The sequence below is a fragment of the Ensifer sp. Root1252 genome (assembly GCF_001425885.1).
Taxonomy (GTDB): domain Bacteria; phylum Pseudomonadota; class Alphaproteobacteria; order Rhizobiales; family Rhizobiaceae; genus Ensifer; species Ensifer canadensis.
Window position 1 is genome coordinate 213,916 of sequence record NZ_LMDT01000057.1, and the last position, 13,741, is coordinate 227,656.

A 13,741-nucleotide genomic window follows, 5' to 3' on the forward strand; every position below is an offset into this window, starting at 1 on the left:
AAGAAAGGCGGCCCGAGGCCGCCTTCCCTACAATCCCAAAGGATTGAAATCTTATTCCGCTGCGGCTTCAGCTGCCTTGGCTTCGGCGGCTTCTGCTGCTGCCTTGGCTTCTGCGGCTTCGGCTGCTGCCTTTTCGGCTGCAAGAGCCTGAGCTGCTGCGATCTTTTCAGCTTCGATCCGTGCCTTTTCCTCGACAACGGCCTGGCGCTCGGCGTCGTTCAGCTTGCGGGCGCGCGTACCGGTGTTTTCAACGATACGAGCCGACTTGCCGCGACGATCGCGCAGGTAGTAGAGCTTGGCGCGACGGACCTTACCGCGGCGAACCACTTCAACGCTCTCGACGAGCGGCGAGTAAACCGGGAATACGCGCTCAACGCCTTCGCCGTAGGAGATCTTGCGAACGGTGAAGCTTTCGTTGATGCCGCCGCCCGAACGAGCGATGCAAACGCCTTCATAGGCCTGAACGCGGGTACGCGTGCCTTCGACAACGCGGACGTTGACGCGCAGCGTGTCGCCTGCGGAGAAATCGGGGAGCGTGCGCTTGGCGGCAATCTTGGCGGCCTGTTCGGCTTCCAGCTGCTGGATGATGTTCATCGGGTTAACCTTTCAAGTTCTTCTGAAACAGCCAGAGCGCTCTCGATCGACCTGTCGGACGTACCTTCAGATGTTGCCGGACCCCGGCAGGAGCGGATTCACCATTCTTTGTTGGTGGTCGACGGGCAAACAACCCGAACCGGGGCGGCACTTACACGAAGAAAACCCGCTTGTCATCCCCGCAAGCCATATTTTCCGGGCCATGGAGGCGTTCGGCGCGAATTCTATCAGAGATTTCGAAATAACGCGCATTGAAATGCATTCAATCGCGGGCTTGCGGCTGCAAAGCCCGCGGGCTATGCCGAGCTGGGGGCGATGGGGGAGACCATGCATTTCTTCGAAGTACTTCTGCTTTTCGTCGCCGGTTTCCTGTCGGGCGTGGTCAATGCGATTGCCGGTGGCGGAACCTTCCTCACCTTCGGCGCCATGACCCTTGGCGGGTTGCCGCCGATTGTCGCCAATGCCACGTCGTCGATCATCCAGCTTCCCGGCTATATCACCTCGACCCTTGCCTATGCCAAGGAGATCCGCGCGGACCGCCGCCAGGCGATCCTGCTTGGCGTCATTTCGGCGGTCGGCGGACTTGCCGGCGCGGTGTTGCTGATCTCCCTGTCGAACGCCTCGTTTCGTGCGCTCGTCCCCTGGCTGCTGATCGCCGCGACGGCGATCTTCGCCGCCGGGCCGCTCCTGAAGCCCAAGGCCCGCATCGACGAGCATGCGATCAGCCCGGCCGGTGTCGTCAGCCAGTTCGCAACCTCGATCTATGGCGGCTTCTTCGGCGCCGGCATGGGCATCATGATGCTGGCGGTGTTGGGACTTGCCACCGGTGGCGGCTATCACCGCCTGAATGCGCTGAAGAACTTCATCTCGATCGTCATCGCCACCATCGCCATCGTGGTCTTCGCCGCCGGCGGGGTCGTGTCGTGGCTGCATGCGGCGATCATGGTTCCCGGTGCCGCCCTCGGCGGTTATCTCGGCGTCTGGGCGGCACGGCGCGTGCCGCAGGCGGTGATCCGCGCCTTGGTCGTCGCGGTCGGCTTGCTGCTCGCCGCCTATTACTTCTTCACGGGTTGAGGAAGCAGGTCCGGCCGACGCGCCTCGGTCAGCCGACGGGCTTCCGCCTCGCGCCACTTGGCGATGGCGCCGTGATTGCCCGAGGTCAGCACGGCCGGGATCTCCCTGCCCTCGAAGACCTGCGGACGGGTATAGTGCGGATGCTCCAGCAACCCGCCTTCGAAGCTTTCGTGAACGCCCGACAGCTCGTTGCCCATCACCCCGGGCAGGATGCGCACGACGGCATCGAGCAGCGTCAGCGCTGCCGGCTCGCCGCCCGAGAGGATATAGTCGCCGATCGACACTTCCTCGAGCGCGCGCCCGTCGATGACGCGCTGGTCGACACCTTCGAACCGCCCGCAGACGATGACCACGCCGGGACCGTCGGCAAGTTCGCGCACGCGCTTCTGCGTCAAGGGCCTACCGCGCGGGCTCATCAGCAGCCGCGGGCGATGATCGTCCTGCGACACCGCGTCGATCGCACGGGCGAGGACGTCGGGCCTCAGCACCATGCCGGCGCCGCCGCCGGCCGGCGTATCGTCGACGGTCCGGTGCTTGTCCTCCGCAAAGTCACGGATCTGCACGGCATCGATCGACCATTGGCCGCGCTCCAGCGCCCGGCCGGAGAGCGAGGCGCCGAGATGGCCGGGAAACATTTCGGGATAGAGCGTGAGAACCGTTGCGCGGAAGGACATTGCCTTGGCGCTCACTTGCGCTTGGCCGAAAACGGGCTGCCGGGCTCGTCCTTGTCGTCGATGAGGCCGGCGGCCAGCGGATCGACCAGCAGCTTGCCGCCTTCCAAATCGATCTCCAGAACGGACCATTCAGTAAAGGGAATGAGCACGGGGCGCTTGCCCGGCCCCTTGAGCTCCAGCAGGTCGCCCGCGCCGAAATCGAACACGCCCGTCACGGTGCCGTAGCTCTTGCCGCTGCCGTCGATGGCCTCGAGGCCCTCGAGGTCGGCATAGAAGAATTCGTCTTCGTCGAGATCGTCGTCGGGCAGATTGTCGCGATCGACGAACAGTTCGAGGCCATTCAGCGCCTCGGCGGCCGTGCGGTCGTTGACGCCGCGAAAGCGGACGACGACCACGTTCTTGGCCTCGCGGATTTCCAGCACCTCGAACACGCGCCCATCGGCGCTATGGAGATGGCCATAATCGCCGAGTGCCGTCGGGTCGTCGGTGAAAGACTTGACCCTGACCTCGCCGCGCAAACCTTGCGCCGCGCCGACAGTCGCCATCAGAACCGGGTTTTCGAGTTTGCTCATCATCCGTATCCGTTTGGGGATTTCAGGGTGCACATAACGGAAAACGGGCGGCATGGAAATGCCGCCCGTCTCCTTCATCCGTTTGCCGGATATTATTCCGCGGCACCTTCGGCAGCGGCAGCAGCGGCGTCTTCGGCCTTCTGCTTGGCTTCAGCAGCGCGCTCCTGAGCCTTCTTGCCCGGCAGACCCTTGTTCGGGTTGCTGCGAGCCGGACGCTGAGCGATACCGGCCTGGTCGAGGAAGCGCATGACGCGGTCGGTCGGCTGGGCGCCCTGGGCGATCCAGTGGCTGATGCGCTCGGCGTTCAGCTCGACGCGCTTTTCGTCGTCCTTGCCGAGCATCGGGTTCCAGGAACCGATCTTCTCGAGGAAGCGGCCGTCACGCGGGCTGCGGGCGTCGGCAACGACGATCTGGTAGTAAGGACGCTTCTTGGAACCGCCACGGGCGAGACGAATTTTCAGTGCCATTTGAGTAACTCCTTGCAGGCTTTCTTGACCGCTTCGTTCAAGCGGAATGGGTGGTGCCGACGGTGCCCGCGGAATGCGTGCGATCGGCGGCGATGGCTTCATGATGCCGGATGACTTCCTTGATGATGAAGTTCAGGAACTTCTCGGCGAAATCCGGATCCAGATTGGCATCCTTCGCCAGGTGGCGAAGACGTTCGATCTGGTATTCTTCGCGCGCCGCATCGGCCGGCGGCAGATTGTGCTTGGCCTTGAGAACGCCGACCGCCTGGGTGCAGCGGAACCGTTCGGCCAGCATGTGGACGAGCGCGGCATCGATGTTGTCGATCGACTGCCGGTAACCCGCCAATTCCTTTTTGATTTCGGGATCAATCATCTCTCACCGATCCTCACTTCTTCTTGGGTAGGCCCGGAAGGCCGGGGAAACCGCCAAGGCCCGGAAGCTTGGCGCCGCCGAGACCGGGCAGGCCGCCGCCGCCAAGGCCCGGCATGCCGCCGGGCTTGAGGCCGGCTGCTTCCGCCTGCTTCTGCAACGCTTCGAGCTGCTTGGGGTCGAGGCTCGACAGATCGGGCATGCCGCCGCCACCAAGGCCGCCGAGGCCCATCTTGCTGGCAAGGCCGCCCATCATCTGCTTCATCATGCCGCCTTTGCCCTTGCCGCCCATCATCTTCATCATGTCCGCCATCTGGCGGTGCATCTTCAGAAGCTTGTTGATGTCGGCAGCATCGGTGCCGGAACCGGCGGCGATGCGCTTCTTGCGGGAATGCTTCAGCATGTCCGGGTTGGCGCGCTCGGCCCTGGTCATCGAGGAGATGATGGCGATCTGGCGTCCGAACAGCTTGTCGTCGAGACCGGCCGAGGCCATCTTGTCCTTCATGCCGGCCATGCCGGGCATCAGGCCCATGATACCGCCCATGCCGCCCATCTTCTGCATCTGACGCAATTGGTCGGCGAGGTCGTTCAGGTCGAACTTGCCCTTGGCCATCTTGGCGGCCATTGCGGCCGCCTTTTCGGCGTCGATGTTCTCGGCAGCCTTTTCGACCAGCGAGATGATGTCGCCCATGCCGAGGATACGGTCGGCAACGCGGCGCGGATGGAACTCTTCGAGTTCGCCCATCTTTTCGCCGACGCCGATGAGCTTGATCGGCTTGCCGGTAACGGCGCGCATCGAAAGTGCTGCACCGCCGCGGCCGTCGCCGTCCATACGGGTGAGCACGAGGCCGGTGATGCCGACGCGTTCGTCGAAGTTGCGGGCGAGGTTGACGGCATCCTGACCGGTCAGCGCATCGGCGACCAGCAGGATCTCATGCGGATTGGACTTCCGCTTGATTTCCGCCATCTCGATCATCAGCGGCTCGTCGATATGCGTACGGCCGGCGGTGTCGAGGATGACGATGTCGTGGCCGCCGAGCTTGGCGGCCTGCACGGCGCGCGCGGCGATATCGGTCGGCGACTGGCCGGCGATGATTGGCAGCGTATCGACGCCGGCCTGAACGCCGAGCTGGCGAAGCTGCTCCTGGGCGGCCGGACGACGGGTGTCGAGCGAAGCCATCAGGACCTTCTTTTTGTCCCGCGTCTTCATCCGGCTGGCGATCTTGCCGGTGGTCGTCGTCTTGCCCGAGCCCTGCAGACCGACCATCATGATGACGACCGGTGCCGGCGCATTGAGGTCGATAGTGACGCCCTCGGAGCCCAGCATCTCGACCAGCTCGTCATGGACGAGCTTGACGACCATCTGCCCGGGCTTGATCGATTTCAGGATCTCGGCGCCAACGGCCTTCTCGCGAACCTTTTCAGTAAAGGAGCGCACGACGTCGAGGGCGACATCGGCTTCGAGCAACGCACGGCGAACCTCGCGAAGCGCCGCGGAAACATCTGCTTCCGACAATGCGCCGCGGCCGGTCAGTCCATTCAATATGGAACCAAGGCGGTCCTGGAGGCTCTCGAACATTCTCACTTCCTTCTGGTTTCCGGTGGCATGGAGACTAGCCGGAAACGTGGGTTCCTTCGCCTGAAAAACAAGGCGCAAAGCCAAAAACCACCCGAGGGCGCAACGCGCTGTCGGATGTTGACCTCCGGGCTCTCTTTATACCTTTACGGGGCCTGGTCGGTGGCTTCGAAGTCATCAACTTGCGAAGGAATTTGCCGCGATAAACAGGAAAGCGGCCGAAAAGTCAAGAACGGCCGGCAAATCCGGCAGCAGGGATTTCAGGCACGGACTGCGCCGCGACGCTCACAGCACCAATCCCGGCGGTCAAGAGCCTTCCTTGTCATCCGCTGCGCCAAGTTCACGTGCCAGCTCATCGAACGCCGTCGCGACGCGGGTCATGACCCTGAGTGCCGCAACCACTTCGGTCTGGTTGATATCGCCCAGAACCGCGTGCAGCAATTCGAGTTCGCGCCGGTGGATGGCCTCGAACAGGTCGCGACCGACAACGCTCGGCGCACAGAAATAGGCGCGTCGATGTTCCGGGTTGGGTTGCTTTTCCAGAAGTCCCTTTTCCAGCAGTCCGACGACGACGCGCAGCACGAACTGCCGTTTCATCGACAACCGCCGCGCCGCCTCCGGCACTGTCAATGGCTCCACGCAGAGAAGCTCGAGCACCGCCCTTTCGGCGACGGATATGCCCGAACCTTCCAGCATGTGCTCGATCGAACGATGCACATTGAGATGGATCGGCCGGACCAGTTTGATGGCCTTGTACAGACGTTCCTGTTTGTCGAAGCGAACCAGCATGAGGCACGATAGCAATCAAGTTGCTATTTTCAAGAATTTCTTAAACCTTGTCCCCTCACCCTGTCACGACGCATCGCAAGCGCCTATCTTTTTCAGACACCGCCACCAAACAATCGCCGGAAAGCGACGATGCCGAAGGTCAATCCTTATTATCGGGGGCCCGCCTCCGACCACTTCGACGGAACGCGGTTCTTCAACCCCAATGGCCGGCAGCCGCGGGGCATGGGCGACCTTCTGCGCTGGCAGCTCGGTCGAGGCAAGGTGAGGTGGCCGACGCATTATCCAAGCCCGTTTCAGCAGGCAAAGCCGGAGCTGAGCATCGAGGCCGACCGCCTGCGGGTGACGATGATCGGCCACGCGAGCCTTTTGATCCAGGTGCATGGCTTCAACATACTGACCGACCCGGTCTGGGCACACAGGGTGAGCCCGTTTTCCTTCGTCGGCCCAGCACGGCGCAATGCGCCAGGCATCGAGATGGACGATCTGCCGCCGATCGACCTCGTGCTCGTCACCCACAACCACTACGACCATCTCGATCTCGATACGCTGGCAGCCCTCAACGAAGAGCACAGTCCGCTGATCGTCACGCCGCTCGGCAACGACACAATCATCCGCCGCGCCGTGCCGGACGCGACCATATCCGTTCTCGACTGGGGCGACCGGCTGGACCTTGAAGACGAACTGGTGATCCATGCCGAGCCCTGCCATCACTGGTCGGCGCGCGGCTCCGGCGATCGCCGCATGGCGCTCTGGGCGGCCTTCGTCATCGAAACCCCTGTTGGCAAGATTTACCACGTCGGCGACACCGGCTTTCACGGCGGCATCAACTATCGCGCCGCCCGCGAAAAACATGGCGGCTTCCGCCTCGCCAACCTGCCCTTCGGCGCCTACGAGCCGCGCTGGTTCATGCAGGATCATCACCAGAACCCGGAAGAGGCGGTGCAGGGCATGATCGACTGCGCCGCCGACCACGTGGCTGGGCACCACTGGGGAACCTTCCGCTTGACCGATGAAGGCGTCGATGCACCGGTCAAGGCGCTCGAACAGGCGCTTGACGAGGCCGAGATTGCCCGCACGCGCTTCAGGGCCATGCGCCCGGGCGAAATCTTCGATGTGCCGCCTTCGTCGTCGACGCGCCAATGAAGCCGGCACTGGGAAGCCGGCACTGGTAATTTCCGGGCTTTTCCGCCATATACAGCCCAAATGAAGGGTGCCTCCGCTTGGCGAGGCTGGTTTGGACAATCGCGACATGGTCGACAACGTGCAATTTGCCAGAATGAACGGGCTTGGAAACAAGATCCTGGTCGTCGACATGCGCGGCCGCCGCGACCGCGTGACGCCGCAGGCTGCCATATCGCTCAACGCCGATCCGGCCACCGCCTTCGACCAGATCATGGCGATCCACGATCCGAAGGCCGCCGGCACCGACGCGTGGATCGATATCGTCAATTCCGACGGCTCGATGGCCCAGGCCTGCGGTAACGGCACGCGCTGCGTCGTCCAGGCGCTTGCCGCCGAAACCGGTAAGAAGGCCTTTCTCTTCCATACGGTTGCTGGCCTGCTCGAAGCCAAGGAGCACGACGACGGCACGATCTCCGTCGACATGGGAAGCCCGCGCTTCGGCTGGGACGAAATCCCGCTGTCGGAAGAGTTTCACGACACGCGCCGGATCGAGCTGCAGATCGGCCCGATCGACAATCCCGTGCTGCATTCGCCGTCGGTTGCCTCGATGGGCAATCCGCACGCGATCTTCTGGGTCGACAACGACGTCTGGTCCTATGACCTCGAACGCTTCGGGCCGCTGCTCGAAAACCACCCGATGTTCCCGGAGCGGGCCAACATCTCGATTGCGCGCGTGCTTTCGCGAAATGAACTGGACCTCAGAACCTGGGAACGCGGGGCCGGCCTGACGCTTGCCTGCGGTTCTGCTGCCTGTGCTGCGGCCGTCAGCGCCGCCCGGACCGACCGCACCGACCGCAGGGTGATCGTCAACGTGCCCGGTGGCCCACTGTCGATCGAGTGGCGTGAAGCGGACGACCATGTCGTCATGACCGGCCCGGCCGAATGGGAATGGTCGGGAACCGTCGACCCTGCGACCGGCGCCTGGCAGCGCGATGAAACCCAACCGGGAACCGCCGAGGCCCGGGCGCTTTGAGCGGCGTCGAGGTCATAACCTTCGGCTGCCGTCTCAATACCTACGAATCCGAAGTGATGCGGGCGGAAGCCGAAAAGGCGGGGTTGAACAACGCCATCCTCGTCAACACCTGTGCGGTGACCGGCGAGGCCGTGCGCCAGGCGCGCCAGGCGATCCGCCGCGCCCGCCGCGACAACCCGCATGCCCGCATCATTGTCACCGGCTGCGCCGCCCAGACGGAGAAGGAAACCTTCGCCGGTATGGCCGAGGTCGACGCCGTGCTCGGCAACGAGGAGAAGCTGAAAAGCGCCTCCTACCGATCGCTGCCCGATTTCGGCGTCTCGGCGGAAGAAAAGCTGCGCGTCAACGACATCATGAGCGTGCGGGCCACAGCACCACAGATGGTCAAGCATATCGACGGTCACGTACGCGCCTTCATCCAGGTGCAGAACGGCTGCGATCACCGCTGTACCTTCTGCATCATCCCTTATGGACGCGGCAATTCCCGCTCGGTACCGATGGGTGCGGTGGTCGACCAGGCACGCAGGCTCGTCGAGGGCGGCTACAGCGAGATCGTGCTCACCGGCGTCGATGCGACGAGCTACGGCGCCGATCTGCCGGGAACCCCGACGCTGGGACTGTTGGCAAAGACGCTTCTCAAACAGGTGCCGGATATCCGCCGCCTGCGCCTTTCCTCGATCGACGGCATCGAGGCCGACGGCCATCTGTTCGATTTGATTGCCGACGAAGCGCGCTTCATGCCGCATCTGCATCTGTCGCTGCAGCATGGCGACGACATGATCCTGAAGCGCATGAAACGTCGCCATTCGAGCGCCGACGCCCTCGCCTTCACGGACAAGGTCCGGCGCTTGCGCCCCGATATCAGTCTCGGCGCCGACATGATCGCCGGCTTCCCGACGGAAACCGAAGAGATGTTTGAAAATGCCGTGCGGCTTGCCAAGGATTGCGGCATCGCCCATCTGCACGTCTTTCCCTATAGCCCCCGTCCCGGCACGCCGGCAGCGCGTATGCCGCAGCTTGACCGGGCGCTGGTCAAGGATCGCGCCGCCCGCCTTCGCGCGACGGGCGCGGCCCTTTATGCCCGCCATCTCGAAGGCATGGTCGGCAGCGCGCAGACGCTGCTGGTCGAAAACAACGGCCTCGCTCACACCGAAAACTTCACGCTCGTCGACGCCGCCGGCCTCAAACCCCGTGCGCTTGTGCCGGTCACGATCACCGGCCACAATGGCAAGCATCTGACGATGCAGGTAAAACAGATGGCTGCGGCCTGACTCATGCGGAATCCCTGAATGGCAATCGGTTTCATCAAGAAGATCTTCTCCTTCGGCAAGGGCACTGTCGAGGAAACCAAGCCGCAGGATGCCGCGCCGGAAGCGGACGTCGCAGCAGCGGTACCGGCCGAAGTGCCGCCGGCGCCGGAGCCCGTTATCCCCGAGGCGATCGCCCCGGTCGACGTAGAAATCGACGAGCCCGTTGCCGAGCAGTCCGCGGCCGAAGAAGCCTCTGAAGAACTGCTTGAGCCGCTGTCTGATATCGAAGCCCTGCCGCTTGCCGTCGAGGACCCGATCCTGCCGGCCGAGATCGAGACCGCGGGCGGACCGGCATCGGACGAGGCGCGCAACGACGAGAATACCTCTGTCAGCGAAGACGCGGTCGTGCCCGTGGATGCAGCGGCAGAACAGGGAGAACTGTCGCCCACAACGCAAGAGGCGCTTGAGGCCTACGCCGCGCTTCAGGAAACAGCACCGGAAGAGCCGCCTGTCGAGCCAGAGGATCTGGCCGAGCAGGAGGAAATCGCAGCCGTCGAAGATCAGCCGATCGGCGACGATGCGAGCGATGAACTGGCTGCAGATGCGGCACCTGTCGAGGATGTCGTCGAACAAGACGACAGTGTTTTCGAGGCGCCAGTTTCAGAGGCAGCGGTCCCCGAGGAGCCGGTCCTCGGAACGCCGCTGCCCGAAGCACCTGCCCCCGAAGCTGTTATTGCCGCCAGCCTGCCGAAGGGTTTTGCCAGCGCTGCCGAGCGCGCGCAGGAAGAGCCCGTTGCCGCGCCACAGCCCAAGCTTACCTGGTATCAGCGCCTGCGCCGCGGGCTTGCCCGCACCTCGTCGCAACTGACCGGCCAGATCGCCAGCCTCTTTACCAAGCGCAAGCTCGACGAGGCGACGCTGCAGGACCTGGAGGATCTGCTGATCCAGGCCGATCTCGGCGTCGAGACTGCCATGCGCATCACCGATACGCTCGCCTCCGAGCGCTACGGCAAGGACGTGTCCGGCGAGGACGTGTCGCGGATCATGGCCGGCGAAATCACCAAGGTGCTTTCGCCCGTCGCCAAGCCGCTGGAACTCGACCTCAGCCACAAGCCGCATGTCATCCTGGTCGTCGGCGTCAACGGCACGGGCAAGACCACGACGATCGGCAAGCTCGCGGCCAAGTTGTCGGGCGCCGGCCTCAAGGTGATGCTCGCCGCCGGCGACACCTTCCGCGCCGCCGCCATCGAGCAGCTGAAGATCTGGGCCGATCGCACCAAGTCCGACATCGTTTCATCGAAGCTCGGCGCCGATGCCGCCGGCCTTGCTTATGAGGCCTTCCAGCAGGCGCGCGAAAAGAAGGCCGACGTGCTGATCATCGACACCGCGGGTCGGCTGCAGAACAAGGCCGAGCTGATGGCCGAACTGGAAAAGATCGTGCGCGTGCTCGGCAAGCTCGACCCGGACGCACCGCACACGGTGCTGCAGACGCTTGACGCCACCACCGGCCAGAACGCGCTGCAGCAGGTGGAGATCTTCCGCAACGTCGCCGGCGTCAGCGGGCTGATCATGACCAAGCTCGACGGCACGGCCCGCGGCGGCATTCTCGTCGCCATCTCCGCCAAGCACAAGCTGCCGGTCTATTTCATCGGCGTCGGCGAAGGCATCGACGATCTCGAACCATTCGAGGCCAAGGATTTCGCCGAGGCGATCGCGGGCGTCGCCGCGTGACGGCGGATGTCCGCCACGTCTTGTTCGAGGCAATGCGCCATAAGAGGCAATCTTTGATCGGCAGCATGATTTGCCCGTAAATCGGTTCCGATTTACGGAAATGTCCGGTGGCGTTTGCGCAAGCCGGCTGCCTTGATATGGTTTTGCCGCAAAGCTGGTGTTATGAGCGGCAGGCACATGCAAAAACAGGATCCCGAAATGTCGACGATCGAGGCTACCAAGCCGCAGAAGGAAGTCAGCCCGCTGTTGAAGCTGGTGCTGGAGCTCGGACCCCTGATGGTCTTCTTCTTCGCCAATTCCCGCGGCGAGTGGCTGGCCGGACATTTCCCGACGCTCTCCGAACTCGGCGGCCCGATCTTCATCGCGACCGGCCTGTTCATGGCCGCCACCGCGATTGCGCTCGTGGTCTCCTGGATGCTGACGCGCACGCTGCCTATGATGCCACTGATCTCCGGCATCGTCGTCTTCGTCTTCGGCGCGCTGACCCTCTGGCTGCAGAACGATACCTTCATCAAGATGAAACCGACGATCGTCAACACGCTGTTCGGCACGATCCTGCTCGGCGGGCTTCTCTTCGGCAAGTCGTTGCTCGGCTACGTCTTCCACTCCGCCTTCAAGCTCGATGAAGACGGCTGGCGCAAGCTGACGGTGCGGTGGGGCATTTTCTTCCTGGTGCTGGCCGTACTCAACGAGGTCATCTGGCGTTCGTTCTCCACCGATTTCTGGGTGGCGTTCAAGGTCTGGGGCACGATGCCCATCACCATCCTGTTTACACTGGCGCAAATGCCGTTGATCATGAAGCATTCGCTGGATCAGGATAGCGCCAAGTGAGCACAGCCATCGACGGCAATGACAGTCAGAACCGGCGGGCGCTGCTCTGGTTCGTGGCCTGTGTCGGCGTTCTCGCGATCCAGGTCATCACCCAGCATCTGATGGGTCGCATCTGGATCTGCGACTGCGGCTACGTCAAAATCTTCGAACCCGTCGTCAAATCGAGCGGCAATTCCCAGCACATTGCTGACTGGTACACGCCGTCGCACATCATCCACGGCTTCCTGTTCTATGGCCTCGGCCACCTGCTTCTGCGCGGCAAGCCACTGACCGCCAAGCTGTTCCTGGCGATGGTCATCGAATCCGCCTGGGAGATCGCCGAAAACACCCCAATGGTGATCGACCGCTACCGCTCGGCGACGATCTCGCTCGACTATTTCGGCGACAGCATCCTCAATTCGACGATGGACACGCTGGCCATGGTCGCCGGCTTCCTGTTTGCCGCCCGCATGCCCGTCTGGCTGACCGTTTTGATCGCCATCGGCTTCGAACTCTTCACCGGCTGGCTGATCCGCGACAACCTCACCCTCAATGTGCTGATGCTGGTCTGGCCGCTGGATGCAATTCGCGAGTGGCAGGCGGCGATTTAAGGCGGCGGTTCGCTCATCCCCGCCCCCGGAAAGTTGGCTGGAGGCGAACAATCAACCTCCTTCATCCCTGTGCTTGTCACAGGGATCCAGCAGCGCCGCGTCGGCGGCGCGCGAGACTCCGCCCTGACTGCAAGGCGAACTTTCTTGGAAAATTAAGCAGCCCATGGTCATTCACGGTGCGGACGCACCGTGGCTGGATCCCTGTGACGAGCACAGGATGAGGCGCGAATCGTAGCCGTTGCACGAAACGTTACGAGGTCAATTGCGGACTTGGCCTGAACCGCTCAAGAACCAGCGGCAGCCTTCTCGATCGCCGGCATCAGCCCTTCCTTCACGCTCTTCTCGTCGAACGGACCGACGCGCTTGTAAAGGATCGTGCCGTCGGCGCCGACGAGATAGGATTCGGGAATACCGTAGACGCCCCAGTCGATCGCCGCCTTGCCGCGCGGATCAACACCGACGGCTGCAAAGGGATTGCCGAGTTCGCCCAGGAACCGGAGGGCGTTTTCGTTCTGGTCCTTGTAGTTGATGCCGACGACCGTCAGACGCTCGTCCTTCGACAGTTCGAGAATGAACGGATGCTCCTGCCGGCACGGCACACACCAGGAAGCCCAGACATTGACCAGCGTCAGCTTGCCCTTGATGGCAGCGTCGGTCAGCGCCGGCATCGGCTGGCCGTCCCGGGTCGCGCCTTCGAGCGGCGACATGTCGAGCATCGGCGCCTTGGTGCCGATCAGCGCCGAGGGGATTTCGCTGACATCCTTGCCGGAATTGAGCTGGCTCCAGAAGATGGCGGCAAGCGCCGCGAAGATCGCCAGCGGCAGCAGCGCAAGGCCGACACGCAGGGCTCCGGGCTTGCGCTCCTCGCTACCGGGTGCGGGGCTGCTTGTCATCGCGGCTCTCCGGTTGCTGCTTCCGCCGAACGCCGGCGTACCCCTGCCGCTTCGAGTTCGCGCAGCTCACGCTGGCGCGCGCGCCCGTCGGCGATCACCCAGAGACAGAGGCCGACGACGGTCAGCGTCGCGATCCCGTAGCTGGCAAAAACATAGGCAGCGTGGCTCATCATTT

Annotated in this window: 16 protein-coding genes; 7 read left to right on the forward strand and 9 right to left on the reverse strand. The window is 63.3% G+C overall.

Annotated features, from left to right (window positions below):
• Positions 1-51: 51 nt before the first annotated feature.
• Complete coding sequence (rplS, locus tag ASD02_RS34520; protein WP_025425170.1) at positions 52-594, reverse strand: 50S ribosomal protein L19; 543 nt, start codon at positions 592-594, stop codon at positions 52-54.
• Positions 595-921: 327 nt separating this feature from the next.
• Here rplS and ASD02_RS34525 point away from each other — a divergent pair, with 327 nt between their 5' ends.
• A complete protein-coding gene (locus ASD02_RS34525) occupies positions 922-1,668 on the forward strand; it encodes a sulfite exporter TauE/SafE family protein (RefSeq protein WP_025425171.1) in 747 nt (248 codons plus the stop codon).
• Here the strand turns inward: ASD02_RS34525 and trmD are convergent.
• The 6 genes from trmD to ASD02_RS34555 form a co-directional block, all read right to left on the reverse strand.
• A complete protein-coding gene (gene trmD, locus ASD02_RS34530; RefSeq protein WP_025425172.1) occupies positions 1,650-2,342 on the reverse strand; it encodes a tRNA (guanosine(37)-N1)-methyltransferase TrmD in 693 nt (230 codons plus the stop codon). The genes ASD02_RS34525 and trmD overlap by 19 nt on opposite strands.
• 11 nt (positions 2,343-2,353) lie before the next feature.
• Positions 2,354-2,914, reverse strand: coding sequence for a ribosome maturation factor RimM (gene rimM / locus ASD02_RS34535; RefSeq protein WP_025425173.1), 561 nt, complete (start codon positions 2,912-2,914; stop codon positions 2,354-2,356).
• Positions 2,915-3,006: 92 nt separating this feature from the next.
• Positions 3,007-3,381 (reverse strand): 30S ribosomal protein S16, encoded by a 375-nt coding sequence (gene rpsP / locus ASD02_RS34540; RefSeq protein WP_025425174.1) that lies wholly within the window; start codon positions 3,379-3,381, stop codon positions 3,007-3,009.
• A gap of 37 nt (positions 3,382-3,418) precedes the next feature.
• Positions 3,419-3,754 (reverse strand): chorismate mutase, encoded by a 336-nt coding sequence (locus ASD02_RS34545; RefSeq protein WP_025425175.1) that lies wholly within the window; start codon positions 3,752-3,754, stop codon positions 3,419-3,421.
• 13 nt (positions 3,755-3,767) lie between these two features.
• The gene (gene ffh / locus ASD02_RS34550) at positions 3,768-5,330 is read right to left on the reverse strand and encodes a signal recognition particle protein (RefSeq protein WP_025425176.1); all 1,563 of its coding nucleotides are present in this window, start codon (positions 5,328-5,330) and stop codon (positions 3,768-3,770) included.
• Between the two features lie 303 nt (positions 5,331-5,633).
• The gene (locus ASD02_RS34555) at positions 5,634-6,116 is read right to left on the reverse strand and encodes a MarR family transcriptional regulator (protein WP_025425177.1); all 483 of its coding nucleotides are present in this window, start codon (positions 6,114-6,116) and stop codon (positions 5,634-5,636) included.
• A gap of 129 nt (positions 6,117-6,245) precedes the next feature.
• Here ASD02_RS34555 and ASD02_RS34560 point away from each other — a divergent pair, with 129 nt between their 5' ends.
• From ASD02_RS34560 to ASD02_RS34585, 6 genes are all read left to right on the forward strand, one after another.
• On the forward strand, positions 6,246-7,259 hold the full coding sequence (locus ASD02_RS34560) for an MBL fold metallo-hydrolase (protein ID WP_057210863.1): 1,014 nt from the start codon (positions 6,246-6,248) through the stop codon (positions 7,257-7,259).
• A gap of 106 nt (positions 7,260-7,365) precedes the next feature.
• On the forward strand, positions 7,366-8,271 hold the full coding sequence (dapF, locus tag ASD02_RS34565) for a diaminopimelate epimerase (protein WP_171520372.1): 906 nt from the start codon (positions 7,366-7,368) through the stop codon (positions 8,269-8,271).
• Entirely contained in the window at positions 8,268-9,542 is a 1,275-nt protein-coding gene (gene mtaB, locus ASD02_RS34570; RefSeq protein WP_025425180.1) for a tRNA (N(6)-L-threonylcarbamoyladenosine(37)-C(2))-methylthiotransferase MtaB, read from the forward strand. The genes dapF and mtaB overlap by 4 nt, the downstream gene beginning before the upstream one ends.
• An 18-nt stretch (positions 9,543-9,560) precedes the next feature.
• The gene (ftsY, locus tag ASD02_RS34575) at positions 9,561-11,252 is read left to right on the forward strand and encodes a signal recognition particle-docking protein FtsY (protein WP_025425181.1); all 1,692 of its coding nucleotides are present in this window, start codon (positions 9,561-9,563) and stop codon (positions 11,250-11,252) included.
• Positions 11,253-11,450: 198 nt separating this feature from the next.
• A complete protein-coding gene (locus ASD02_RS34580) occupies positions 11,451-12,083 on the forward strand; it encodes a septation protein A (RefSeq protein WP_025425182.1) in 633 nt (210 codons plus the stop codon).
• The gene (locus ASD02_RS34585) at positions 12,080-12,673 is read left to right on the forward strand and encodes a DUF2585 domain-containing protein (protein WP_025425183.1); all 594 of its coding nucleotides are present in this window, start codon (positions 12,080-12,082) and stop codon (positions 12,671-12,673) included. The genes ASD02_RS34580 and ASD02_RS34585 overlap by 4 nt, the downstream gene beginning before the upstream one ends.
• Before the next feature lie 284 nt (positions 12,674-12,957).
• On the opposite strand, the gene ASD02_RS34590 is transcribed toward ASD02_RS34585, so the two are convergent.
• Together ASD02_RS34590 and ccmD are read right to left on the reverse strand one after the other, a co-directional pair.
• Positions 12,958-13,566, reverse strand: a complete 609-nt coding sequence (locus tag ASD02_RS34590) for a DsbE family thiol:disulfide interchange protein (protein ID WP_025425184.1) — start codon at positions 13,564-13,566, stop codon at positions 12,958-12,960.
• Positions 13,563-13,739: a heme exporter protein CcmD gene (ccmD, locus tag ASD02_RS36605; RefSeq protein WP_171520373.1), complete on the reverse strand. Its 177-nt coding sequence runs from the start codon at positions 13,737-13,739 to the stop codon at positions 13,563-13,565. Before ccmD ends, ASD02_RS34590 begins: the two co-directional genes overlap by 4 nt.
• Between the last annotated feature and the right edge of the window lie 2 nt (positions 13,740-13,741).